Here is a 22,945-nt window from a genome sequence, read left to right as displayed (position 1 = left end):
GCAGCAGCGTTCGGGCGATGCGGCGCGGATTCGTTCTCTTACCCTTGCTCCTGCTGGCGAGTTGCATCCCGGGCGGCCGCGCCCGCGACGAACGGCCGCCGGCGGGAGCGACCGCGCCGCGCGCGGAGGACGTGCGCCAATGCCTTGCGGATCTCGGCCGGGAAGGGGTGCGCTTCAAGGCGCTGCCCGACCGCGTGTTCGAGAATGGCTGCTCGGCGATCGGCGCGGTGCAGTTGCTCGACATCGGCACGCCGACCACCAACCTCAAGTCGATGACCTGCCCGCTCGCCCGCCAGTTCGCACGCTGGACCCGCGAGGCGCTGCAGACCAACGCCCGGGTGTGGCTCAAGACTCGGGTGGTGAAGATCGAAAGTTTCGGCACCTACAGCTGCCGTCCGATCAACGGCCAGGCAGGCAACCGATTGAGCGAGCATGGCCGCGCCAACGCGGTCGACATCGCCGCCTTCGTTCTCGAAGACGGCCGGCGGATCACCGTGCTCGGCGGCTGGAACGGTCCTGACGAAGACGTGCGCCGTTTCCTGCGGGCGGTGCATCAGGCCGGCTGCCGCCGCTTCGGCATCGTACTCGGCCCCGATGCCAATGCCCTCCACCGCGATCATCTGCATTTCGACATGGGACGCGGCCCTTATTGCCGCTGAAGCCACTGATCCGAGGAGGATTTCGAGCGCGGTCGAATGCGTGCCGCTTCCACCCCGCGCGAACAGGCTCTACAGGCCGCGCCATGACCGAAATCGTACCCCCCACGCGCGTCTTCCAGCGCGCCCGCGAAGAAGCCGAAGTCGCCAACCAGCCGACGCCGGCGCCGCAGACCGCCGACGCCGCCTACCGCCTTGCGTTCCAGGACCTGGATTTCCTGCTTCGCGAGGATTTGCGACCGATCCGATTCCAGCTCGAATTGCTGAAGCCCGAATTGCTGCTCGAAGAGGCGAAGATCAGCTCGACCTTCGTCATGTACGGCTCCGCCCGCATCCCGGAGCCTGAGAAGGCAGACGCCCTGCTCGCCGCCGCCGCAACCGATCAGCAGCGGCTCGTCGCCGAACGATTGAAGGCCAAATCCAAATATTATGACGAGGCGCGGCAGCTCGCGCGGCTCTGCAGCCGGGTCGACAAGGGCCCCGACGGACAGCGCCACTTCGTCGTCTGCTCGGGCGGCGGCCCGTCGATCATGGAAGCCGCCAATCGCGGCGCCTGCGATGTCGGCGCGGAATCGATCGGCCTCAACATCGTGCTGCCGCACGAGCAGATGCCGAACCCGTATGTGACCCCGTCGCTGAGCTTCCAGTTCCACTATTTCGCGCTGCGCAAGATGCACTTCCTGCTCCGCGCCCGCGCCGTCGCGGTGTTCCCGGGCGGCTTCGGCACGTTCGACGAGTTCTTCGAATTGCTGACCCTCATCCAGACGGGCAAGGTCAAGCCGCTGCCGATCATCCTGTTCGGCCGCGACTTCTGGGAGCGTGTCGTCGGCTTCGAGGCGCTTGCCGAGGAGGGCGTGATCGCAAAGAAGGATCTCGACCTTTTCCACTTCGTCGAAACTGCAGACGAAGCCTGGCGCTACGTTTGCGAATATTACCACGCGCGCGATCTGCCCGTGGAGATGTGCAAATAGCCATGCTTTCGCTGTTCGGGCCGCGCCTCCCTATCGATCGGGACGAGTTCGAATGGCAGTTGGCCACGTTCAAATGGTTGCGGCTTGAATTCGGGAGCGCCGCTCGACTTCTGGTGCTCCCGAGCCCGGCGTTCTTTCCCGCCTCCTCATCCCAGGGTCACGAACGGATCGCGGATCTATTCGAACATGTCCGTGCTGCGGCAGGAATGGAGGACTGGCCGTGTGAGCTGCAAGCGGGCCGGCGCGACCGTCCGGCGCAGGTCGGGCCGGCGCTGTTTCTCCGCCATGAGGACGCGCCGGCGCCATGCGGCACCTTCCAGATCACCGGCGAGGACGGCATCCCAAAGGTGGTCATCACCTACAATCCGGAGTTGACCACCGATACCACGGCGATGATAGCGACTCTCGCGCACGAACTTGCCCACTATCTGATGAGCACGGCCGCAACCGATCCTCCGGGTGGATGGGACCTGCACGAGCTCCACACTGATCTTGCTGCCACGTGGATGGGATTCGGCATCTTCCTTGCCAACAGCGCCCGAAATTTTTCGCAGTTCCAGTCGGACGGGCTGCAGGGCTGGTCGTCGCGAACGCAGGGCTATCTGAGCGAGCAGGCGCTCGTCACCGGCCTTGCCATCGTGGAGCGCCTATATGGTCGCGATCCGCTGGCGGCCGCGCCTTTTCTCAAGACCTATCTAGAAAGCGATCTGAGGCGGACAACGAAGGCGCTGGCGAGATCGCATCCCGACATCCCGGCGGCCGTCGATGCGGTCGACCTTGCCGAATACGGCGCCAGCTGACGGATTTACCTGCGATCAACGGGCGCGTGCACGCGCATGCTCGGCGATCAGCACATCCAAAGGAACGGCCCGGATCGTCGCCGCCAGCACCTCTTCGGCTAGATCCTGCGGGCCCTTGAGGCGCAGGCATGATTTGCCCATGTCGAGCCGCTTGCCGGCGCTCGCCCAGTCACGCTTGAGGCGCTGGGTGCGCTCCTCGGATGCGTATACGCAAGTGAGATAGAGCGCTGTGAAATTCTTTTGCGCGGCGAGCGCCACGTAACCAAGCGGTTGGCCATTAAACGTATCCGGATAAAGCGACAGCGGCACTTCCCAGGAGATCATCCCCCAGTTCATCCGCTCCTCGTAGCCGGCGGGAAGATTGGCGTTGATCAGGGTGCGCAGCCGCGCGACGAAGGCAGCGCGCTCCGGCGGAAGCTCCGCGAGATACGCTTCGGGGGTGGCGGCCTTGCTCGAGACCATCACCCCCGCTCCATCACTGTGTCTTTTGCTGGCCGGCGCGGCCGTCGACGGTCGGAGCACCATCGCCGTGAATGTTGCTGGCGCCGCCCTTGGCGCCGGCTGCGGTCGCCTCGTTGAGCACCGGCTCATCCTCGGCCTTGTCGCCGGCGGCCGGCTGATCGGCGGCTTCGGCGGCGGTCTGGGCCGGATTGCCCGCGGCGGCGACCGGGGCGGGCAGCGGCAGGTTGCTGCCCTGCTGGTTCAGCCAGGCAATGAGATTGGCGCGATCCTCGGCCTTGCCGAGGCCGGCGAAGGTCATCTTGGTGCCCGGCGCGAAATCGCGCGGCGACTTCAGCCAATGGTTGAGCTCCTCGAAGCCCCAATTGCCGCCATGACCGGCAAGCGCCGGCGAATAAGCGAAGCCAGGCGCATGATGGCCGATCGGCTTGCCCACGACGGCGAACAAATTGGGGCCGGTGCCGTTGGCGCCGCCCTGGTTGGCGGTGTGGCAGGCAGTGCACTTCTTGAACACGGCTTCGCCCTTCGCCGGATCGGCGGCGGCGAGCAGATTGGCGATCGGCTGCTCGGCTTCGGCACCGCCCTCGGCCCCTTCGGCGCCGGTCACGCCTTCGATCGGATATCCCATCTTCTCCGGCCGCTCCGCCTTGAACATTTCCGCGGTGACGATCGAAGCGCCGAGTGCGACAATGCCCGCACCGAGCACCCAGCCCGCAATCGTGTTGTTGCGATTGTCCATGCCGTGTTCAGACCTCCAGGGGCGCGCAAGGAGTGCGCGCGGATGGGAATTCGGCAGACCCTTTAGAAGCGGCTGCGCAAACGGGCAAGCGGCTCAAAGCGCTTCCTGTTCCCGCTCAACCTTGATCGCCGCTGAACGTTGCGCTGCCGTGATCCCGATCCACCCACCAGCGCAGCAGGGTGTGGGCGATGGCGAATGGCGGCGGTGCCAGGAAGCGTGCGTCCGGATCGCCGGCGAGGGCGGCGCGGACATCGTCGCGCGAGGCCCAGAAGGCGTCTTCCAGCTCGGTCCGGTCGAGCGTCACATCGTCGCTCAGCGCTTCGGCGACGCAGGCCATCATCAGCTGGCCCGGAAAGGGCCAGGGCTGGCTGGCGACGTAGCGCACGTTGCGAACGCCGATCCCGGCCTCCTCCCCGATCTCGCGGGCGACCGCTTCCTCGACCGATTCGCCGGGCTCGATGAAGCCGGCGAGCGCGGAATAGCGGCGTGGCGGATATTGCGGCTGCCGGGCGAGCAGAACCTTGCCTCCATATTCGGCGAGCATGATCGCGACCGGATCCACCCGCGGGAAATGGTCGGCGCCGCAGCCGGTGCAGCGGCGCCCCCAGCCGCCGCGGAACGGCAGGGTGGTGCTGCCGCAGATGCCACAGAAGAGGTGACGATTGTGCCATTCGATCAGGCTCTTGGCGCCGCCCCAGAGCGCAGCTTCTTCTGCCGCCATGCGCGCGAGGAGGCCGAAGACGCTCCACGCGCGCTGCCCGGGCGCGGTGCGGATCAGCGGCGCGAACAGGGGCACCTCGCCCCGGAGGCCGAGGAAGATCAGCTCCGCCGCGCCGGCGAGCGGAAGCCAGGTGAGGCGGCCCTCCTCGTCCAGCACCGGATCGAGCCCGTCGAGCTGCATCAGCAGCGCTGCGTCGTGGGCGGCGAGTTCGGCCAGTTGCGCCTCGTCGAGGCGGAGATTGTCGGCGCGATCGACCGCTGCGCCGGTAAAGCCGGTCTCGATCATGCCGCTTCTCTCCACTCGGTGCCGCGGGCCGCGAGCCGTGCGAACAGGGTCGGCAGACCGGCGTCGCCGATGCTGGCGATCGGCCACCAGATCGCGTCCTCCTCATGAGGCCGGCTGTCGGCTTCGGCGCAGAGCAATTTCATGGTCAGCGCGAAATGGGTGAAGACGTGATCGACGCTGCCTGCCTCGCGCCAGCGCGCCTCGGCCGGCGCGGCGTCGGTCGGCAAGGCCAGCATGCCGCCGAGCAGACCCTTGGCCGGGCGGCGGACCAGCCGGACGTGGCCGTCATGCTCCAGCCAGTAGGCGACTCCGTCGCGCCGTGGCTTGGGCGCTTTCGGCGCCTTGCGTGGATACAGGCTCTGGGTCCCCGCCGCCCGCGCCGTACAGCATGAAGCAAGCGGGCAGCGGCCGCATTCGGGCGCCCGCGGCGTGCAGACGGCCGAGCCGAGATCCATCATCGCCTGCGCGAAATCGCCCGCATTTCGTTCGGGCGTGATCCTGTCGGCAAGCGCGTAGAGCCGCTCGCGGGCGGCGGGCAGCGGCTCGTCGACCGCGAACAGGCGCGAGACGACACGCTCGACATTGGCATCGACGACGACGGCGCGCCGTCCGAAGGCGATCGCCGCAATGGCAGCGGCGGTGTAGCGCCCGATCCCGGGCAATGCCCGAAGCGCCGCTTCGGTGTCGGGGAAGCGGCCGCCATGCGCCTCGGCGACCTTGCGCGCGCAGGCGAGGAGGTTGCGCGCCCGGGCGTAATAGCCAAGCCCCGCCCAGGCCGCCATCACATCGCCATAATCGGCGGCGGCGAGCGCCTCGACGCTCGGCCAGCGGGTGACGAACTTCTCGAAATACGGGCGGACCGCGGCGACGGTGGTCTGCTGGAGCATGATCTCTGACAGCCAGATCCGATAGGGATCCGGCACCTCGCCAGGTTCGGCGCGCCACGGAAGTCGCCGCTTATCCACAGCATACCAGGCGAGCAGGGCAATTGATGCATCGACGGACATGGGCCGCCTATGCCATGCTTGGCGGCATGGGCAAATCGGGCGGGACAGCGAAGAAGAAGGAGCAGCAGGCGGCGCCGCGGTCGAACCGGGCGCGAGCCGTATCGGACATGCTGCCGGAGATCGGCGGCGCCGCCTTCCGCCGATTCGGCTTCGTCCAGTCGTCGATCGTCAGCCGCTGGAAGGAGATCGTCGGCGAGCGCTACGCCGGCGTGTCCTCGCCCGAATCGATCCGCTTCCCGCCAGGCCGCCGCTCGAACGGCGTGCTCACCCTGGTCGTGGAAGGCGCGCACGCGCCGATGATGCAGCACGTCGTCCCGGTGATCGTCGAACGGGTGAATCGCTTCTTCGGCTATGAAGCGGTGATCCGAGTGCAGTTCCGGCAAGGCATCGTTCAGGTGCAGCGCGCCAAGGCGCGGATCGCGCCGCCTTCGCTGCGGCCGATCCCGCATGAAATGTCCGAATCGCTGCGCGAAATCGCCGATCCGGAACTTCGCGCTGTGCTTGAGGCGGTTGCACGCGGGGTTGCGGCAGGCGAAGGAGCCGGGGGAGTGACGGTCGCCATTCCGATCGTCGGCAGAATTGGAGACAGGAAGAAATGAAGGCTTTGACCGGCACTGCGCTCGCGGCGCTCGCACTCACGCTCGCCGCCTGCGGCAGCGACGATGCCGCCAGCAACAACCAGACGGCCCTCGCCCAGAACGTGCCGCTCAAGACGATTCCGGCGCCCAATGGCGGCGACTGGACGCAGATCGTCAGCGAAACGCCGCAGGGCGGCTTCCGCATGGGCAATCCCGACGCGCCGGTGAAGCTGCTCGAATTCGGCTCGCTGACCTGTCCGCATTGCGCCGAATTCGCGGAACAGGGCACGCCGGTGATCGTCAGCAAATATGTGGCGTCGGGCCAGGTCAGCTACGAATTCCGCAACGTCATCCGCGATCCCGTCGATCTCGCCGCTGCGTTGCTGGCGCGCTGCAACGGTCCCGCCGCCTTTTTCCCGCTCAGCGACCAATTGTTCGCGACGCAGGGGGATTGGTTCGCGAAGGCCGCTGCGCTGACTCCGGAACAGCAGCAGCAGATCGGCGCGATGCCGTCGCCGCAGGCCGGTTTCGCCAAGGCGGCCGGGCTCGATCAATTCGCACGCCTCCGCGGGATTCCTGCCGCCAAGGCGCAGGCCTGCCTGACCGATCAGGCCCAGGTGCAGCGCTTCATTCAGCAGAACGAGGCCGACGCCAAGCAATATGACGTGCAGGGCACGCCGACCTTCGTCATCAACGGCGAAAAGGTGGAAGCCGGCGCATGGGCGGCGCTGGAGCCGCAGCTTCGGGCGGCGATCAAGTGATCGGCCGCGGCCTGGGTCTCGCGCTCGGCGCCATCGGCCTCGCCGGCGGACTCTCGGCCGCTCTTGTCCCCGCGGACGCGGCGCCCGCGCGCAAGGCGCCGGCGGCGCGGCCCGCCCCGGCGCGTGACTGGACCCGGACGATCGTGCAGACGCCGGAGGGCGGCTACCGCATGGGTAATCCCGCCGCGCCGGTGAAGCTCGTCGAATATGGATCGCTCACCTGTCCCCATTGCGCCGATTTCAGCGCCGGCGCGAAGGCCGGGCTGGAAGCGAAGGTGCGTACCGGCAAGGTCAGCTACGAGTTCCGCAATTTCGTGCTGAACGGCATCGACGTCGCTGCAACCTTGGTTGCCCGGTGCGCAAGCCCGGCCAATTACTTCCGCCTGACCGAGAACCTGTATGCGACTCAGAAGCAATGGGTCGGCAGGATCAGCGGCCTTTCGCAGGCGGAGAAGGACAAGCTGAAGGCGCTTCCCGAAGGCGAGCGGCTGGGCCGGCTGGCCGACATCGGCGGTCTCACCCAGCTCGCCGCCCGGGCGGGCGTTACGCCGCAGCGAGCAAAGGCCTGCCTGACCGATCCGGCAGGGCTTGCACGTCTGGAAAAGATCGCCGAGGCGGCAGAAGCGCAAGGGGTGAGCGGCACGCCCACCTTCTTCGTGAACGGAGCCAATGTCGGCACCGGTGACTGGGCCTATGTCGAGTCCTTCCTCCAGTAAGGCGGGAGCTTAAGGAGCGGGATATGCGCGCCGGGGGGCGGGGATGCAGATAAAGCGGCTGAAGCTTTCCGGCTTCAAGAGCTTCGTCGAGCCCGCCGAACTGCGCATCGAGCCGGGTCTGACCGGCGTCGTCGGCCCCAATGGCTGCGGCAAATCCAACGTGCTCGAAGCGATCCGCTGGGTGATGGGCGAGAGCTCGCCCAAGTCGATGCGCGGCGCGGGGATGGACGACGTCATCTTCGCCGGCACCGCGCAGCGGCCGGCGCGCGATTTCGCCGAAGTCAGCATGCTGGTCGAGCGGCCGACCGAGGAGGTATCGGGCGACGTCGCGCTGGCGCCGCCGGGCGACGTCGAGATCACCCGCCGCATCGAGCGCGGCGCCGGCTCCGCCTACCGGGTCAATGGCCGCGACGTTCGTGCCAAGGACGTCGCCCTGCTGTTCGCCGATGCCGCCACCGGGGCGCACTCGCCCGCTCTGGTCAGCCAGGGCAAGATCAGCGCGATCATCGCCGCCAAGCCGACCGAGCGACGCGCGATGCTGGAAGAAGCGGCCGGCATTTCCGGCCTCCACGTCCGCCGCAAGGATGCCGAGCAGAAGCTCCGCGCCGCCGAGGCGAACCTGACCCGGCTCGACGAGCTGATGGGCGACATGGAAAATCGCGCCGCTGCGCTTCGCCGGCAGGCCAAGGCGGCCGAGCGCTACCGCAGGCTCTCCGACCAGATTCGGATCGCCGAGGCGCGCATGATCTTCGCCCGCTGGCGCGAGGCCGCCAATGCGGCGGATCTCGCCAGGAAAGAGGCGGATGCCGCCGTCGCCGCGGTGAATCGCGCGGCCGACGCGCAGCGTGCCGCCGCCACGCGGCAGGCCGAAGCGGCGCAGGTCGTCGCCGATCGCCGCAAAGCCGCCCAGGCGGCGCGCGAAACCGCCACCACGCTCGGCCACGAACTTGCCACCTTGCGCGCCGAACGCGACATGGTGGCGCGCCGGATCAAGGATCTTGCCTCCCGCCGTGCGTCACTCGCTGCGGACCGTTCTCGCGAAGCGACGCTTGCCGAGGACGCGAAATCGGCACTGGAACGGCTGGCGCGGGAAAGCGAAGAGATTACGGTGCGCCTCGCCGCGGCCGAAGAGGCGCGCGGCACGATCGACATTCGCACGGTCGAGGCCGAGGATGCAGCCCGGGCGGCCGAAGCCGAGCTCGGCAAGGCGCGGACGGTGCAGGCGGCCGAACAGGCCGAAGCGCGGGTCGGGCAGGCGGCGCTGGAGGCCGCCCGCACCAAGCTCGCCCGGGCAGAGATCGAGGCGCAGCGTCTTGCCCAGCAACTGGAGGCGCTCGGCGACGAGAGACCGCTGGTCGAGACGCTGCAGTCGGCGCGCACAAGGCGGGAGGCGGCCGAACAGGATCAGGCCAAGGCTGCGGCGGCGATCGTCGATGCGGAAGCCGTCCGCCAGCGCTCCGCAGCGAATCGCGACGCGGCGGAAAGCGAGGGCGCATCCGCACGCGCCGCCCATGCCGCGCTCGAGTCGGAGGCCCGCGCGCTGACCAAGGCGATGGAGGGGGCGAGCGGCGACCGCGCGATACACCATCTGAAGGCCGCGCCCGGATATGAGCGCGCCCTTGCGGCGGCGCTCGGCGACGATCTCGATGCCGCGGTAAAGGGGGAGTCGGCACGGCGCTGGTCCGGGGCGACCATCGGTGCCGGCGATCCGCCTCTGCCCGCCGGCTGCGAGCGTCTGCTCGATCACGTCGAGGCGCCCGCCGCCCTCCATCGCCGCCTCGCCCAGATCGGTGTCGTCCACCATGATGACGGCTGCGATCTTGCCGTCGGACAGCGCCTCGCCACCCGCGACGGCAGGCTGCGGCGATGGGACGGCTATGTCGCCACCGGCGTCGGTGCCGCTGCCGCCGAACGATTGATCCGGGTCAACCGGCTCGCGGAATTGCAGGCGGCGCTGCCGCCGGCGCTGGCTGCGGTCGAGGATGCCAAGGCCCGGATCGCCGCTGCGCTCGACGAAATGGCGCGGGCGCGCGATGCCGCCGATGCCGCACGCCGCGCCGAGGCGCAGGCCGCTGCCGCCATTCGCGAGGCGGTGAGAGCCGAGGACAGCGCCCGCGTCGAGATCGAGCGGCTGGAAATGCGCCGCACCGGCCTAGCCGAGCGGATCGAGCAGGCGGCGGCGGATCTCGGTGACGCGCGCACCGCGTTCGCCGAAGCCGGCAAGGTGGTCGACGGCTTGCCGGACGCCGCCACGACCGAGCGAATGGTAGCCGGGCTGCGCATCGCCGCCGAGACCGCCCAGCACGCGCTTGCCGAAGTGCGCGCCGAAGCCGCCACCCAGGCGCGGGCGATCAGCGCCGACCGGCAGCGTGCCGAAGCCGCGCGCAAGGAAGCTGCCGACTGGACGGCACGGGCTGCCGCGGCCGGCAAGCGCCAGGCCGACATGGCGACACGAATCGCGGAGGCCGAAGAGGAGGCGGAGAGCCTCGCCGATGCGCCGGAAAGTCTAGCCCGCAGGCTCGAAGCGCTGGAGGCGGATTATCTCGCAGCGACACAGGCCGCCGACACGGCCGCAGTGGCCGAACGTGAAGGCGAGGCAGCGCTTCGCCAGGCGGACGCTCTGCTCGCCGAGGTCGGGGAATTGCTCGCCACCGCGCGTGAAGGCCGCGCCGGCGCCGTCGCGCGTCATGAAAATCAGGAACTCCGCCGGATCGAGATGGCCCGGATTTCGGGCGAGCGCTTCGAATGCCCGCCGCCCTTGCTGCCCGATCGGATCGGGTTCGACGACGAAACGATCGCGCCATCAGGGGAGGAATCGGCACGCCACGAGCGGCTCTCCACCGAGCGCGAGCGCATCGGACCGGTCAATCTGGTCGCCGAGCGTGAGCTTTCCGAACTGGAGGAAACGCGATCGTCCAGCCTGGCCGAGCGCGAGGAACTCGGTCTAGCCATCAATCGCCTGCGTGGATCGATCGGCAGCCTCAACCGCGAGGGCCGCCTGAGACTGCTCGCCGCGTTCGAAGCGGTCGACCGTCACTTCCGCAGCCTGTTCACCACCTTGTTCGAAGGTGGCCAGGCTCATCTCGAGCTGGTCGAATCCGAGGATCCGCTCGAAGCAGGCCTCGAAATTCTTGCCCAGCCGCCGGGCAAGCGGCTGTCGACGCTGACCCTGCTCTCGGGCGGCGAGCAGGCCCTGACAGCCGTTGCCCTGATCTTTGCGCTGTTCCTCACCAATCCGGCGCCGATCTGCGTGCTCGACGAAGTCGACGCGCCGCTCGACGATGCCAATATCGAGCGCTTCTGCGATCTGCTCGACCGGATGACCGCCGAGACTCAGACGCGTTATCTGATCGTCACCCACAATGCGGTGACGATGAGCCGCATGCACCGCCTGTTCGGCGTGACGATGATTGAGAAAGGCGTCAGCCGTCTCGTCAGCGTCGATCTGGGCGGCGCCGAGCGCCTGCTCGCGGCGGAATGAAGCGGCCGCACTCGTAATGTCCACCCCTACCGATGCTCCCCTCCGCTACGTGCCGCCGCATCCGCCGCGGCCGGACGGTCCTGTGCCGGTCTGGCGAGGGTTCGTCGGCGAGCGGGCGCGCAATGCGGTGTTCGGCTGGTCGAAGCGCGCGTTCGAAACTTCGTATTTCGAGCGGAACGTGCTCGGGCACCGGGTGCATATTCCCCTCGACCCGGCACTGGTCCAGCATGTCATGCTCGACAATGCCGCCAATTATCAGAAGCCGGATCTGGTCAAGAAACTGCTTCATCCGACCATCGGGCAAGGCCTGCTGAGTTCGGACGGAGCATTGTGGCGCGATCAGCGGCGGATCGTCGCGGCAAGCTTCGCGCCCGCCGCGATCGACGCCCTGTTGCCATCGTTCGCGCGTGCCGCCGAAGCGGCGATGGCCGGGTGGGGCGGCACCATCGACATGGCCCAGATTGCGACCGCGACGACGATGCGGGTGATCTCCGATGCGCTGTTCGGCGGCGATCCGCGGCTCACCAGCCAGGCGGCGATAGGCCATATCGCGGCTGCGCTGGAGGGTGTCGGTGGCGCGCGTCTGCAGGTGCTGCTCGGACTTCCCCTGGTGCCGGTGACGGCGAAAGGCAGGCGCGGCAAGCGGGGCCAGATCTATCTTCGCGAAACCTTGAGCGCAGTCGTCGACGATCGCCGTCGCCGGCCCGGCGACGATTTTCTGAGCCACATGATCGCGGCACTCGACGCCCGCTTCGCACCCGCCGAGGCGCAGGCGCTCGCCGTCGACAATGCCGCGACCTTTTACCTCGCCGGGCACGAGACTACGGCCAATGCGCTGACCTGGACCCTGTTTCTGCTGTCCGAGCAGCCGGACCTGCAGCAGCAGGTGGCGGCGGAAGCGCAACGCGCGCTTGCCGCCGGCGTCGACGATCCGGGTCTCGGCGATCGTCTGCCGCTGCTGCGCCGCGTGCTCGAGGAATCGATGCGTCTCTACCCGCCGGTGCCGCGCTTCGATCGCCAGGCGATGGCCGACGACCGGATCGGCGAGCATCCGATCTCGAAGGGCGACTTCGTCTCGATCTGGCCCTGGCTGATCCACCGCCACCAGAGGCTGTGGGAGGATCCCGACCGCTTCGACGAGGCGCGATGGCAGCCGGACGCCAGGGCTGCCCACCACCGTTTCCAATATATTCCCTTTGGCGGCGGCCCGCGCGTTTGCGTCGGAATGCGCTTCGCAACCGCCGAGATGCTGAGCGTACTCGCACACTGGCTGGCGCGCTGGCGCTTCTCGCCGCTGCCTGGACGTGCGGTACGGCCGTCCGGAATGGTTACCCTGCGGCCGGCAGGAGGCCTCCCGCTGGTTCTCAGCCGGCGTTAGGCGCACCGACCTCCTGGCGCCGGCCGAGAAACAAAGATGCGACCAGGCCGATTAAGGCCACGGCACTGACGATCAGCCCCGGCGCTGCCGGCCGGCCGCTCGCCTGGATCAGTGCATTGGCGGCGAGCGGGCCGAGGCCGCTCAGCAAGGTGAAACTGATGTTGAGCGACAACGCGACGCCGCTGAAGCGTACCCGCGCCGGGAACAGCCCTGCGATCAGATAGGCGAAGCTGCCATTGGCGCCTGCGACAGCAATCGCAAGCAAGGACAGAACCAGCATCAGATTGGCGCCGCCGCCGGCCAGCAGTTGATAAGCGACCGGGGCTCCGACCAGCAGCAGCACGGAGGAGCCGAGCAGCAGGAAACGGGGCGGCACCCGGTCGGCCCACCACGATGCGGCGAGCAGCGACAGCGACATGGCGAGCAGGGCGACGTTCATCGCGATCGCCACCGCCTGGCGGTCGTAGCCGAGCACCTGGCCGAGATAGGCCGGCATGTGCGCGAACAGCAGGCCGTTGAACCCGGCGGTCAGCGCCACCACGGCGCAGCCGAGCAGGATCGAACCCGGATGCGTGCGCAGCACCTCCCGCACTGGCTGGCGCGCGGCGTCGTGGCGGATGCGGAGGAATTCAGGCGTTTCCTCCAGATTGCGGCGCAGCCAGAAGCTCAGCAGACCGAGCAAGCCGCCGATCACGAAGGCGATCCGCCAGCCATGATCGAGCATCGCTGCGGGACTGAGCCATGCGCCGAGGGCAAGGTTGACGAAGGCGGCGAGCAGCACGCCGCCATTGACCAGGGCGAAGACGATCCCGCAGGCAAGCCCCGGCCGCTTTTCCGCCGTCTCGACGACGAAGGTAATCGCGCCCGGCAGTTCGCCGCCGATGCAGAGGCCCTGGATGAAGCGCAGCAGCACCAGCAGGAAGGTGGCGGCGAGGCCCCATGTCGCATAGGTCGGGATCAGGCCGATGGCGAGCGTGCAGGCCGACATGGTGAAGACGGTGACCACGAACACGGTCTTGCGGCCGTAGCGGTCGCCATAATGGCTCGAGATCATGCCGCCGATCGGCCGCGCCAGATAGCCGATCGAGAAGATCGCGAGGGCCAGCGTCAATGCGAGCGGGTCTCCGGCCGGGAAGAAGGCGGCGGCGATCGCCTGGGCGAAGATGCCGTAGACGATGAAATCATAATATTCGAGGCCGCCGCCAAGTGCAGCGAGCACGATCATCCGCCATTGACGCCGGGTGAGGTCGCCGCCGCGCGGCTCCTGCGAAGCTGAAATCCCCAATCTCCCCGGCCCGCCCGATCCGTCGCTGCGTCAGCGTGGCTTACGGAATTTGAACACGAACTGGTCGGTCTTGCCGCGGATCGCGGGATCGAACACGCTCGCGGTGTGCGGATCGGCCGGATTGGCGAGAATTGGCAGAGCCCCTTCGAACCTGAATCCGGCCCGTTCGATTTCCGCGCGTGCCGCCGCGGGGTCGATCCGGTGCAGCGCCTCGGGCGCCTTGAACTCCGGATCGGCATTGGCGACGTGATCGACGACGAGCAGCACGCCGCCCGGCTTCAGCGACTCGTAGAATTTCATGGCGACGCTGCCGGCGAAGTTCGCCGGCACCATCTTCAGGTGGAGATCATGGTAATTCTGGACCGTGACGATGGCGTCGAGCGGCTCCGGGAAAGCGAATTTGGATAGCGAGTCCCGCGATGGGGTGACGTTCTTGTAGCCGGCGACCGCCTCATCCTGCTGGGTACCGTAAGCCGGCATGAACGTGATGAATTCGGCGGGCTGATAGGCATAGACGCGTCCCTTCGGGCCCACGGCAGCAGCCAGGATACGAGTGAAATATCCGCCGCCCATGATGAAATCCGCCACCTTTTCACCGGGCGCGATTTCGGCGAAGGCAAGCAGTTCGCCGGGTTTGCGCGCCGCATCGCGGACGCGGTCTGCCTCCGGGCGGCGGCTATCGGCCACGGCGGCCGTGATCGGTGCGGGGATCGGGGGCGCGGCGGCTGGGGCTGCGAGCGCGAGCAGCAGCCCGACGGAAAGCGAAAGCGGCGTCATGACGAATCCTCCTGGATCGCCCGATACTATGAACCATTGCCGCGACGGTTCAAGCGCGACGCGTTCGAGCGCTTTGACACGGCAAAGCTGCCGGCAATCGGTCCATCCCGGATCGGGTTAGGTCTTGAAGCGATCCGACACGATGATCGGAGATCAAGTTTGAGCTCTATCTCGAAGAAAGCGCGGAATATGCGCGGCTGTGAGTCGCTATACGACACCAGCATCGATCGCCAAGATTGGCAAGCCAGTTAGCAATAAGTATCAATGTAGATCTGATTTAGGGCGAGCGACTCGAAGAGGGGTGCGCCCTTAGCACTTGTCGAGTCAATGTTTCCGACATAACCGATCCGAAATGGCGCTCGTCGGAAGTTGACTCCAAATGGATTGAGACTGATGCTTCCGGGGACTGATTTGCGCCATGTGAAGCTTCATGCCGGCAGGCGGGCGCCTCGCAGTCATCTCGCGCCAGCACGAACATCGTTTCCTGCTGGGATCTCAACTCATGCATAAGGGTATTCGACATGAAGAAGATATCCGTTCTTAAGGTCCAGAAGCTCAAAACCACCTCTGTCGCACTTTACGACTGGTGGGAGTGCCTGTGGCCCCGTCTGTCCTAAGGCAGACCGATTGGTGCCCGGCCGGGAATGCGGGGACGCACGTCGTGCGTCCTGCGCGGTCCGGCCGGGCGCATGTCAAAGACGGGTTTGCACGTAAAGAAGGTGCGCTCATGAAATCGCGAACGCGGCCGGCACGATCGCGCTGGCCGGCATCTCGACGCCTGATGTTGGTCTGCGCACTCGGCGCGAGCAGTGGCCTGGCCGCATCGACCCATGCGGCGCCCCCGGCCGAGGCTGCCGATCGGCCAGGTATCGAAGCGGAAATCGGGCTCCTGATCAGATCCTTCATCGCTGCCCAGCGCGGACGCGATGTCGCAACCCTGGAGCGGTTGACCACGCCCGATTATCTGGAGGTGTCTCCGATCGGAGATGTCGACGATCGCACGGCGATGCAAGGCTTTTACGCACCGGAAAACGCAAAGAGTGCGCCGCGCATCGACGTCGCGGATTTGGTGGTTCGTGAATTCGGCACCGCCGCGGTGGGAGTGGCGAGACTTGATTACGTGTTGCCGCCGCCGCGATCCGCCGGGGCGATGCGGGCGACCTATGTCGCGAAGCGCTCCCACGGCACCTGGCTGCTGGCCTCTGTTCAGTACACGCCGGTTCGGGCCGGCGGCGCGGAGGCGCGACAATGACGGAGGCCGTCATTCCCCTCGCCAGCGACGTGCCCGGCATGGCGCCGCAGGGTAGCCTGGATATCGGGTCCGATCGCTATTTCGTCATCCCGCTGTCCATCCAGCAGGACGGTGCCGACTATATGGTGGGCAATGCAGATCTGGAGGAATTCTACCAGTTTCCGGCCGAGGGCGTACGGATCATCGAGCTTTTGCGCAGCGGCCTCGACGCGGCTCGGGTGAAGACCATTCTTGCCCGTGAATATAGCGACGATCTGGATGTCGACGATTTCATCGCTTCGCTCGTCGAGATCGGCTTCGTCTATCCTGCCGATGAAGTAGATGGTTTCAAGCGGCGATTGGCCAGGCAACCATCCGACCGTCGCCTCACCTTCGCCTGCAGCCCTGCTGTTGCCCGCGCTCTGCTGTCGCCCGCCACCCTTCTGCTCTACGTCGCCGTCATCGGGATTGCCGGCTACAAGATGGTGGCCGATCCGGCGCTTCGGCCCGACTGGGGCGCGCTCGCGCTCGAGCACGATATCACCCTCACCATGATCCCGCTGCTGCTGCTCTATGCCTGCACCGTCAGCTTCCACGAACTGGGCCATATGCTCGCCGCCGCCCGCTACGGCGTCCGTTCCAAACTGGGCATCGGGAACCGTTTGTGGGCGATCGTCGCGGAGGCGGATCTTTCGGGCATCCACGCACTTCCCAAACGGCAGCGCTACCTGCCGCTGCTCGCCGGGATGCTGACCGATCTTTTCACCATTTCGGTGACGACGCTGGTGATTGCCGGCCTGCTCGCCCAGGGTGGACATGATTATCTCACCCAGCTGCTCAAGGCCTTGGTGCTGCAGATCATCATCACGCTGACCTGGCAGTTCAACATCTTCCTGCGCACGGACGTGTATTACGTGCTGTGCACCCATCTCAATTATCCCGATCTCGATAGCGACGCGCGTCTCTATCTGGGCGAGCTCGGGCATCGGCTGAGCGGCGGACGCTTCGGCAAAGCGGCGCCATCTGCGCATTACAAACAGCGCTCGGTGCTGCGGATGTTCGCCGGAATCTGGTTGCTCGGACGGCTGATGGCGGTGACGATGCTGATCTTCGTCCTGATCCCGACCTTGGTTCATTACGTCGCCCAGGCCTACCGCACCTTCCGCGATCCGACGGCGCCGTTCGCCACCGTCGTCGATCAGATCTGCTTCCTGGCGATATCGCTGACGTTGTTCGGCACCGGAATGATCATGTGGTTGAAGCGCAGGCTGATGCCGACGCGCGGAGAGGAGCAACGGATATGAGCGCAGCTGTCGACCATCGTTTCCGTACACTTACCGGGCGAGGGGAGGCCGGACGCGATCCCGGAACTCGCGGCGAAGACCGAGCCTTCGTCCTCGACGCGCGCTTCTCGCACCGGGGCACCTGGGCGGGAATCGAGGATCTGGTCGAATCCGCGTATCTGGCGCTGCGCCGGCTCGGTCGCGACGATCTGATCGACCGCTACAATTACGCGCTGCACATGGTGCTGCCCAGGCATCGGCAGGGGCTCGCCCTGGTTCATGCGACCTTGACCGACAGCAGCGAAGGCACCGAGCGGACTCGCAACTTCCCGCTCGATCGTGCCTATCGCATCGTCCACAGCCTCGTCGAACTGATCGTCGATTGGCAGCGGGAAGTCGCGCCGACCGGCCAATGGACCGTGCTCGCGCGTGGCTTCGACGAGGCGCAGCATCTCAGCCGGCGCTTCTTCGCGGAGCTCGCGCGGCGCGCATCGTCGATCAAAGTCGTCGTCGAAACCGAAGATGGAAATGCCAGCGCGCCGGAGCCCTTTGCGGAGCTGGTGCAGAACGAGCTGCCGTCGACCATCATCGACGAGCAAGAGAAAGAGCAGCTCGAGGCTGTATTGGACAGCTGCGGCTTCGATCTGTTCGAGCAGCATTATCCGGCCTTGCTCGCGCATTACCGTCATTACGGCTACGAACTGGCGGCGGCGCGTCTGGCGATCCGGGCGCTCTCGATCTGCAATCACTACGGCTATTATCATGAATCCGGCAGCTTCGCCGAGGCGGTGCTGCCGCATTTCGACGCAATCGTGGGTGACGATCAGGTGCTGCGCTGGAACCTCGTCGGCAACATCTTCCAGGGTCTGGTCATGGTGGGTCAGCAGGACCGCGCCCAATCCGTCGTGGAAGCCCTCGCCGGCGAGCATCTGACCCGCCCCGATCTGCTCGCAAAGATGAACTACGTGCTTGCGATGGTGCATCTGCGCTACGCGACGGTGCAGGACATAGGCCGCGCCGAACATCATCTCGGCCTCGCCGGAGAGATGGTCGCGGCAGCGCGGGGCATGCTGCCGCCGGACGAATATCATTTCTTCAAGGTGTTCAGCGACAATGGTCTTGCTTTCCTGCGGGTACGGCAGGGGCGTCGGGAAGAGGCGCTTGCGCTGTGCACCGAAGGCTATGCCTTGCTTACCGCCGAGCTCGGCGAGCACCGGCACAAGCTGCATCGCTCGGTGCTGCAATATAATGCCGCTCAGGTCTACGTGATGCTCGATCGCCTCGATGATGCGCTCGCTTATTATGCCCAGGCAGCGGAGATGGACCCTTATTATTCGGAATATCACAACGAGGCAGGCAACATCCTGCAACGGCAGGAGCGCTACGCGGAGGCTCTCGAAGCCTATGATCGGGCGATCGCCTACAGCGCGCCCTATCCGCAGGTGCATTTCAACAAGGCAGTGTGCCATACCCATCTCGAGCAATGGGACGAGGCGCTGGCTGCTTTCGGCTACAGCCTCGAACTCGATCCCGCACAAAGCGAAGCGCTGCTGATGCGGGCGGAGATCCTGGATGCGCTCGGCCGGGAAGACGAAGCCCTGGCCGATATCGAGACGGCGATTGCGCTCGACGGGGAATTGGTCACGGCGCGGGTCAATCGTGCGGTGGCCTATTTCGCGCGGGGCGATCTCACCGGTGCGCTGCGCGACATGGATCATGTCATCGCCATCGAGCGCGACGAACCGAGCCACTACGAGAATCGCGCCGAAATCTACCGGGCAATGGCGCACGAGGACCAATATCTCCGCGATCTGGAGAAGGCACGGGATCTGCGGCTGGCCGCGTGAACAGGGGCGCTCCCCTTCACCGGGGGGCGAACGCGCCTTAGATAGCGGCGATGCGCATCGCCATTCTCGAGACGGGCCGTCCGCCCGCGGATCTCGCCGGCCGCTTCGGCACCTACCCCGCCATGTTCGCGGATTTGCTCGGGAGAGACTTCGAAGCCGTTTCCTTCGATGTCGCTGCGGGCGAGCTGCCGGAACGGCCGGAAGACTTCCCGGCCTATCTGGTCACCGGCTCGCCCGCCGGAGTCTATGAAGAGCATCCCTGGATCGCGCCGCTCAAGGACTTCCTGCGTGCGGCCAAGGGCAAGGCGAGAATCGTCGGCATCTGCTTCGGCCACCAGATCATGGCCGAGGCGTTCGGCGGGATCGTCGAGAAATCGGAGCGTGGCTGGGGCGTCGGCCTGCAAACGCTGGAGATCAAGACGCAGCGACCGTTCATGAACGGCGAAGCGCGCGTCTCGGTGCCGGCATCGCACCAGGATCAGATCGTGGTTCCGCCGCCTGCTGTCGAGGTGCTCGCGGGCAGCGCGTTCAGCCCCTATGGCGTCCTCGCTTATACCGACCATCCGGCGCTTTCGATGCAGTTCCATCCGGAATTCGCTCCCGCCTTCGCGCAGGCACTGGTCGAGAGCCGGCGCGACCGCCTGCCCGATCCGGACGCGGCGATCGCGTCGCTGGCAGGCCCGAACGACAGCGCCTGCGTCGCCGGCTGGATACGCAGCTTCCTCAGGGACGAGCCGGAATGACCGCGTGGCGGGTGATCGAGGGGGACATCACCACCCTGGCCGTCGACGCGATCGTCAATGCCGCCAATTCGAGCCTGCTCGGCGGCGGCGGAGTGGACGGCGCCATTCACCGTGCTGCCGGCCCGGAGCTCGTTGCGGAATGCCGAACCCTCGGCGGCTGCCGGCCGGGTGAGGCGAAGATCACCAAAGGCTATCGGCTTCCCGCAGCCCACGTCATCCACACGGTCGGTCCAGTCTGGCGCGGCGGCGGACAGGGAGAGCCGGAAACTCTGGCGAATTGCTACCGCAACAGCCTTGCGCTCGCGCGCCGGCACGGCCTGCGGAGCATCGCCTTCCCTGCGATCTCGACCGGGATTTACGGCTACCCGGTCGAGGACGCCGCAAGCGTGGCCGCCGAGACGGTCGCTGCCGAAATCGTTGCGGCGCCGGAGGCGTTCGACGAGGTCCTGTTCGTCTGCTTCAGCCCCGACGCGCGAGCGGTCTACGCCCGCGCGGTGGAGCGGGACTGAACCTCAGACAGTGGCGGCCGCAAACGTGTCGCAGCTGGCGGGATCGCCGCTCTCCAGCCCGCGCCGCAGCCAGCGCTGGCGCTGCTCGGCGCTACCATGGGTGAAGGCTTCGGGGACGACCCGGCCCTGCGCCTGGCGCTGCAGCGTGTCGTCGCCGATCGCCTGGGCCGCGCGAAGTCCTTCTTCGATATCGCCGGGCTCCAGCGCCGCACGTCCTTGTGCGTCCTTAGCGTTGGCGGCCCACACGCCCGCATAGCAATCCGCCTGCAACTCGACGCGGACCTGGATGGCATTGCCCTCGCGGCTCGACACGCTTTGCTGCTGCTCGTGCGCGCGGTTCAGCGTGCCGGTCAGGAATTGCAGATGGTGACCGACCTCGTGGGCGATGACATAGGCCTGCGCGAAATCGCCGGCAGCACCGAAGCGGTTCTGCAACTCGCCGTAGAATGACGTGTCCAGGTAGATGCGGTTGTCGGTGGGGCAGTAGAAGGGGCCCATCGCCGATTGCGCCGCGCCGCAGCCCGATTGTCCCCTGCCGCCGTAGAAGACGAAGCCGGCGGGCTGATATCTCTGGCCCTGTGCCTGGAAGATGCGCGACCAGGTGTCCTCCGTATTGGCGAGCACCTGGCAGGAGAATTTGCTGGCCGGATCGATCGCGCAGGCTTCCTGCGCATTGGCGCCGCCGCGCGCCTGATGCGGCGCGACCTCTGTGCCTCCGCCGACGCCGAGCGATCCTCCGCCGCCCAGGGTGGTGAGCGCGCAATAGCCGAGCGCCAGGATCAGAACGCCGCCGATTCCGAAGCGACTGAGCACCAGTCCGAACAGCAGGCCGAAGATCCCGCCGCCGCCGCCGCCGAACCCGCCGCCGCCGAAACTCTGCCCGCGCTGATCGCTGACATTGTCACTCGTTCGATAATCGTCGAGGCGCATCCGGCTCACTTCCTGCTGCGAGGTGCAACGCCAGGCGGGCGCCGGCCTTGATCCTCAGGTTCGAACCGGGAGAATGCGCGGAACCCGGCCACGGTTGCAAATGCCGCGGCGAGGCCGGAAAGAGCGGCTGACCATCAGCCAAGGAGAAGGCGCGCATGCTGCTTTCGGGAAAGACCGCCCTCGTCACCGGATCCACCTCGGGTATCGGCCTCGCCTGCGCCCAGGCACTCGCCGCCGAGGGGGCCAACATCGTCATCAACGGCTTCGGTGACGACGCCGCGATCGAGGCGATCCGCTCCGGTCTGGAACAGGCAAGCGGGGCAGGGGCCCTGTACAGCAATGCCGATCTCACCGATCCGAGCGCGATCGAGCGCATGATCGATCAGGCGGCCGATCGCTTCGGGGCGATCGACATCCTGATCAACAATGCCGGCATGCAGCATGTCGCACCGATCGATCAGTTTCCGGTAGACCGCTGGGATCTGATCATCGCGCTCAACCTCTCGGCGGTGTTCCACACCACGCGCCTCGCTTTGCCGGCGATGAAGGCGAAAGGCTGGGGGAGAGTCATCAACACGGCCTCCGCGCACAGCCTCGTCGCCAGCCCCAACAAGGCGCCCTATGTCGCCACCAAGCACGGCGTCGCCGGCTTCACCAAGGCGGTGGCGCTGGAAACGGCGACCGCGGGCATCACGGTCAACTGCATCAGCCCCGGCTATGTCTGGACACCTCTGGTCGAGAATCAGATCCCGGACACGATGAAGGCCCGCAGCCTCACCCGCGAGCAAGTGATGAACGACGTCCTGCTCGCCGCCCAGCCGACCAAGAAGTTCGTCACCGTCGAGGAGGTAGCGGCGCTGGCGCTCTTCCTGTGCCGCGATGAGGCGGCGTCGATCACCGGCGCGAATCTGTCGATGGATGGCGGCTGGACGGCAGCGTAAAGGTTTGAAGACGGGCCACCCCCACCCCTCCAGCAAATGCTGCATGGGAGCAGAACGGGGCGGGGCGGCACAGGCGATGCTCTCCGGTCGCTCCGCCTTCCGCCTCCCATCCGCGATTTCGTGGAGGGAAAGGGGGTGGCCCTTCCGGCTGTTTCTGCGGCGTTGATCGATCCGCCATACGCCTTATGCTGAGGCGATGATGTCCTCGCTCAAGCCGGTGCACGGCGCCCTGATCCCGCTCATGCTGCTGGCGGCCGGCTGCGCTGCCGAGCGGACCGGCCCTGCCGAGGCGGTGCCCCAAAAAGATGCCGCCTGGCGCGCGGTCGCGACCGACACCGACCGTGCCCGCATCCGCGACTGGCGCGACGCCTGGCTGGAGGCGCTGCAAAAGGCTCGCACCGGCGGTCACGGCGACGCGATCGTCGCCGAGGGACGACTGCTGGTGCCGGACGCCGCCATGGCGCAGGTATCGCCTCCGGCCGGCGATTATCGCTGCCGGGTGCTCAAGCTCGGCGCCAAGAGCGAAGGCCTGCTCGATTATGTCACCTATCCCGCCTTTCGCTGCCGCATCGGCCCGGGCGAGACGACCCGGGAATTCGCCAAGCTGACCGGCTCGCAGCGTCCGATCGGGCGGCTGTTTCCGGATAGCGACCAGCGCATGATCTTCCTCGGCACGCTGCAGCTCGGCGACGAGGAAGGCACCCTGCGCTACGGCCATGACGAGGATCGGGCACTCGCCGGACTCCTCGAGCGGATCGAGGACCGCCGCTGGCGCCTGGTATTTCCCCGCCCCCATTTCGAATCGCTCGTCGACGTGATCGAGCTGATCCCCGAGGAGTGACTGACA

22 protein-coding genes are annotated in these 22,945 nt (G+C 66.8%); 15 read left to right on the top strand and 7 right to left on the bottom strand.

Going from position 1 to position 22,945, the window contains the following annotated elements; translation table 11 throughout:
* Positions 1-17: 17 nt before the first annotated feature.
* The 3 genes from ETR14_RS06625 to ETR14_RS06615 all read left to right on the top strand — a co-directional run bounded on the left by ETR14_RS06625 (position 18) and on the right by ETR14_RS06615 (position 2,427).
* Positions 18-659, top strand: coding sequence for an extensin family protein (locus tag ETR14_RS06625; RefSeq protein ID WP_129383929.1), 642 nt, complete (start codon positions 18-20; stop codon positions 657-659).
* Positions 660-742: 83 nt separating this feature from the next.
* Positions 743-1,627 carry an LOG family protein gene (locus ETR14_RS06620; RefSeq protein WP_129383928.1) on the top strand — a complete coding sequence of 295 codons (885 nt, stop codon included), beginning with the start codon at positions 743-745 and terminating at the stop codon, positions 1,625-1,627.
* 2 nt (positions 1,628-1,629) lie between these two features.
* Positions 1,630-2,427, top strand: a complete 798-nt coding sequence (locus ETR14_RS06615; protein WP_129383927.1) for a hypothetical protein — start codon at positions 1,630-1,632, stop codon at positions 2,425-2,427.
* Between the two features lie 15 nt (positions 2,428-2,442).
* Here the strand turns inward: ETR14_RS06615 and ETR14_RS06610 are convergent, their stop codons facing one another.
* The 4 genes from ETR14_RS06610 to mutY all read right to left on the bottom strand — a co-directional run bounded on the left by ETR14_RS06610 (position 2,443) and on the right by mutY (position 5,638).
* Positions 2,443-2,889 (bottom strand): DUF1801 domain-containing protein, encoded by a 447-nt coding sequence (locus ETR14_RS06610; RefSeq protein ID WP_129383926.1) that lies wholly within the window; start codon positions 2,887-2,889, stop codon positions 2,443-2,445.
* Between the two features lie 13 nt (positions 2,890-2,902).
* Complete coding sequence (locus tag ETR14_RS06605) at positions 2,903-3,625, bottom strand: cytochrome c family protein (RefSeq protein ID WP_129383925.1); 723 nt, start codon at positions 3,623-3,625, stop codon at positions 2,903-2,905.
* A 115-nt stretch (positions 3,626-3,740) separates the two neighbouring features.
* Complete coding sequence (gene nudC, locus ETR14_RS06600; protein WP_129383924.1) at positions 3,741-4,631, bottom strand: NAD(+) diphosphatase; 891 nt, start codon at positions 4,629-4,631, stop codon at positions 3,741-3,743.
* Positions 4,628-5,638 carry an A/G-specific adenine glycosylase gene (gene mutY, locus ETR14_RS06595; protein WP_129383923.1) on the bottom strand — a complete coding sequence of 337 codons (1,011 nt, stop codon included), beginning with the start codon at positions 5,636-5,638 and terminating at the stop codon, positions 4,628-4,630. The genes nudC and mutY overlap by 4 nt, the downstream gene beginning before the upstream one ends.
* 14 nt (positions 5,639-5,652) lie before the next feature.
* Here mutY and ETR14_RS06590 point away from each other — a divergent pair, with 14 nt between their 5' ends.
* From ETR14_RS06590 to ETR14_RS06570, 5 genes are read left to right on the top strand one after another with little or no spacing between them, the layout of a single operon-like run.
* Positions 5,653-6,237: a DUF721 domain-containing protein gene (locus ETR14_RS06590; protein WP_129391452.1), complete on the top strand. Its 585-nt coding sequence runs from the start codon at positions 5,653-5,655 to the stop codon at positions 6,235-6,237.
* On the top strand, positions 6,234-6,977 hold the full coding sequence (locus ETR14_RS06585; protein WP_129383922.1) for a thioredoxin domain-containing protein: 744 nt from the start codon (positions 6,234-6,236) through the stop codon (positions 6,975-6,977). The genes ETR14_RS06590 and ETR14_RS06585 overlap by 4 nt, the downstream gene beginning before the upstream one ends.
* A complete protein-coding gene (locus tag ETR14_RS06580) occupies positions 6,935-7,693 on the top strand; it encodes a thioredoxin domain-containing protein (protein WP_129383921.1) in 759 nt (252 codons plus the stop codon). The genes ETR14_RS06585 and ETR14_RS06580 overlap by 43 nt, the downstream gene beginning before the upstream one ends.
* A gap of 43 nt (positions 7,694-7,736) precedes the next feature.
* The gene (locus ETR14_RS06575) at positions 7,737-11,174 is read left to right on the top strand and encodes a chromosome segregation SMC family protein (RefSeq protein ID WP_129383920.1); all 3,438 of its coding nucleotides are present in this window, start codon (positions 7,737-7,739) and stop codon (positions 11,172-11,174) included.
* Positions 11,175-11,190: 16 nt separating this feature from the next.
* A complete protein-coding gene (locus tag ETR14_RS06570) occupies positions 11,191-12,552 on the top strand; it encodes a cytochrome P450 (RefSeq protein WP_129383919.1) in 1,362 nt (453 codons plus the stop codon).
* On the opposite strand, the gene ETR14_RS06565 is transcribed toward ETR14_RS06570, so the two are convergent.
* Together ETR14_RS06565 and ETR14_RS06560 are read right to left on the bottom strand one after the other, a co-directional pair.
* Entirely contained in the window at positions 12,539-13,837 is a 1,299-nt protein-coding gene (locus tag ETR14_RS06565; RefSeq protein WP_206185986.1) for an MFS transporter, read from the bottom strand. The genes ETR14_RS06570 and ETR14_RS06565 overlap by 14 nt on opposite strands.
* 30 nt (positions 13,838-13,867) lie before the next feature.
* Positions 13,868-14,614, bottom strand: a complete 747-nt coding sequence (locus ETR14_RS06560; protein ID WP_129383918.1) for a class I SAM-dependent methyltransferase — start codon at positions 14,612-14,614, stop codon at positions 13,868-13,870.
* Between the two features lie 727 nt (positions 14,615-15,341).
* On the opposite strand from ETR14_RS06560, the gene ETR14_RS06555 reads away from it, so the two are divergent.
* From ETR14_RS06555 to ETR14_RS06535, 5 genes are read left to right on the top strand one after another with little or no spacing between them, the layout of a single operon-like run.
* Complete coding sequence (locus ETR14_RS06555) at positions 15,342-15,866, top strand: nuclear transport factor 2 family protein (protein WP_129383917.1); 525 nt, start codon at positions 15,342-15,344, stop codon at positions 15,864-15,866.
* Positions 15,863-17,149 carry a hypothetical protein gene (locus ETR14_RS06550; protein WP_129383916.1) on the top strand — a complete coding sequence of 429 codons (1,287 nt, stop codon included), beginning with the start codon at positions 15,863-15,865 and terminating at the stop codon, positions 17,147-17,149. Before ETR14_RS06555 ends, ETR14_RS06550 begins: the two co-directional genes overlap by 4 nt.
* A complete protein-coding gene (locus ETR14_RS06545; RefSeq protein WP_129383915.1) occupies positions 17,146-18,975 on the top strand; it encodes a tetratricopeptide repeat protein in 1,830 nt (609 codons plus the stop codon). The genes ETR14_RS06550 and ETR14_RS06545 overlap by 4 nt, the downstream gene beginning before the upstream one ends.
* A gap of 50 nt (positions 18,976-19,025) precedes the next feature.
* Entirely contained in the window at positions 19,026-19,718 is a 693-nt protein-coding gene (locus ETR14_RS06540) for a type 1 glutamine amidotransferase (protein WP_129383914.1), read from the top strand.
* Complete coding sequence (locus ETR14_RS06535; protein ID WP_129383913.1) at positions 19,715-20,227, top strand: O-acetyl-ADP-ribose deacetylase; 513 nt, start codon at positions 19,715-19,717, stop codon at positions 20,225-20,227. Before ETR14_RS06540 ends, ETR14_RS06535 begins: the two co-directional genes overlap by 4 nt.
* A 3-nt stretch (positions 20,228-20,230) precedes the next feature.
* Here ETR14_RS06535 and ETR14_RS06530 read toward each other — a convergent pair whose 3' ends face one another.
* Positions 20,231-21,157 carry a neutral zinc metallopeptidase gene (locus tag ETR14_RS06530; protein WP_129383912.1) on the bottom strand — a complete coding sequence of 309 codons (927 nt, stop codon included), beginning with the start codon at positions 21,155-21,157 and terminating at the stop codon, positions 20,231-20,233.
* Positions 21,158-21,312: 155 nt separating this feature from the next.
* Between ETR14_RS06530 and ETR14_RS06525 the strand changes: the two genes are divergently transcribed.
* Both ETR14_RS06525 and ETR14_RS06520 read left to right on the top strand, forming a co-directional pair.
* Positions 21,313-22,098 (top strand): 3-hydroxybutyrate dehydrogenase, encoded by a 786-nt coding sequence (locus ETR14_RS06525; protein ID WP_129383911.1) that lies wholly within the window; start codon positions 21,313-21,315, stop codon positions 22,096-22,098.
* Positions 22,099-22,294: 196 nt separating this feature from the next.
* Entirely contained in the window at positions 22,295-22,939 is a 645-nt protein-coding gene (locus tag ETR14_RS06520) for a DUF4893 domain-containing protein (protein WP_129383910.1), read from the top strand.
* The last annotated feature ends 6 nt before the right edge of the window (positions 22,940-22,945 follow it).

Source organism: Sphingosinicella sp. BN140058 (genome assembly GCF_004135585.1).
Taxonomy (GTDB): Bacteria; Pseudomonadota; Alphaproteobacteria; order Sphingomonadales; family Sphingomonadaceae; genus Allosphingosinicella.
Note: the sequence above shows the minus strand (reverse complement) of the source record. Positions and strands in the feature narration are given on the sequence as shown.

What these genes read in the sequence shown, in the direction of transcription:
- ETR14_RS06625 (WP_129383929.1), top strand. Translation starts at nt 18, where the DNA reads ATGCGGCGCGGATTCGTTCTCTTACCCTTGCTCCTGCTGGCGAGTTGC.
- ETR14_RS06620 (WP_129383928.1), top strand. Translation starts at nt 743, where the DNA reads ATGACCGAAATCGTACCCCCCACGCGCGTCTTCCAGCGCGCCCGCGAA.
- ETR14_RS06615 (WP_129383927.1), top strand. Translation starts at nt 1,630, where the DNA reads ATGCTTTCGCTGTTCGGGCCGCGCCTCCCTATCGATCGGGACGAGTTC.
- ETR14_RS06610 (WP_129383926.1), bottom strand. Translation starts at nt 2,889, where the DNA reads ATGGTCTCGAGCAAGGCCGCCACCCCCGAAGCGTATCTCGCGGAGCTT.
- ETR14_RS06605 (WP_129383925.1), bottom strand. Translation starts at nt 3,625, where the DNA reads ATGGACAATCGCAACAACACGATTGCGGGCTGGGTGCTCGGTGCGGGC.
- nudC (WP_129383924.1), bottom strand. Translation starts at nt 4,631, where the DNA reads ATGATCGAGACCGGCTTTACCGGCGCAGCGGTCGATCGCGCCGACAAT.
- mutY (WP_129383923.1), bottom strand. Translation starts at nt 5,638, where the DNA reads ATGTCCGTCGATGCATCAATTGCCCTGCTCGCCTGGTATGCTGTGGAT.
- ETR14_RS06590 (WP_129391452.1), top strand. Translation starts at nt 5,653, where the DNA reads ATGCTTGGCGGCATGGGCAAATCGGGCGGGACAGCGAAGAAGAAGGAG.
- ETR14_RS06585 (WP_129383922.1), top strand. Translation starts at nt 6,234, where the DNA reads ATGAAGGCTTTGACCGGCACTGCGCTCGCGGCGCTCGCACTCACGCTC.
- ETR14_RS06580 (WP_129383921.1), top strand. Translation starts at nt 6,935, where the DNA reads ATGGGCGGCGCTGGAGCCGCAGCTTCGGGCGGCGATCAAGTGATCGGC.
- ETR14_RS06575 (WP_129383920.1), top strand. Translation starts at nt 7,737, where the DNA reads ATGCAGATAAAGCGGCTGAAGCTTTCCGGCTTCAAGAGCTTCGTCGAG.
- ETR14_RS06570 (WP_129383919.1), top strand. Translation starts at nt 11,191, where the DNA reads ATGTCCACCCCTACCGATGCTCCCCTCCGCTACGTGCCGCCGCATCCG.
- ETR14_RS06560 (WP_129383918.1), bottom strand. Translation starts at nt 14,614, where the DNA reads ATGACGCCGCTTTCGCTTTCCGTCGGGCTGCTGCTCGCGCTCGCAGCC.
- ETR14_RS06555 (WP_129383917.1), top strand. Translation starts at nt 15,342, where the DNA reads ATGAAATCGCGAACGCGGCCGGCACGATCGCGCTGGCCGGCATCTCGA.
- ETR14_RS06550 (WP_129383916.1), top strand. Translation starts at nt 15,863, where the DNA reads ATGACGGAGGCCGTCATTCCCCTCGCCAGCGACGTGCCCGGCATGGCG.
- ETR14_RS06545 (WP_129383915.1), top strand. Translation starts at nt 17,146, where the DNA reads ATGAGCGCAGCTGTCGACCATCGTTTCCGTACACTTACCGGGCGAGGG.
- ETR14_RS06540 (WP_129383914.1), top strand. Translation starts at nt 19,026, where the DNA reads ATGCGCATCGCCATTCTCGAGACGGGCCGTCCGCCCGCGGATCTCGCC.
- ETR14_RS06535 (WP_129383913.1), top strand. Translation starts at nt 19,715, where the DNA reads ATGACCGCGTGGCGGGTGATCGAGGGGGACATCACCACCCTGGCCGTC.
- ETR14_RS06530 (WP_129383912.1), bottom strand. Translation starts at nt 21,157, where the DNA reads ATGCGCCTCGACGATTATCGAACGAGTGACAATGTCAGCGATCAGCGC.
- ETR14_RS06525 (WP_129383911.1), top strand. Translation starts at nt 21,313, where the DNA reads ATGCTGCTTTCGGGAAAGACCGCCCTCGTCACCGGATCCACCTCGGGT.
- ETR14_RS06520 (WP_129383910.1), top strand. Translation starts at nt 22,295, where the DNA reads ATGATGTCCTCGCTCAAGCCGGTGCACGGCGCCCTGATCCCGCTCATG.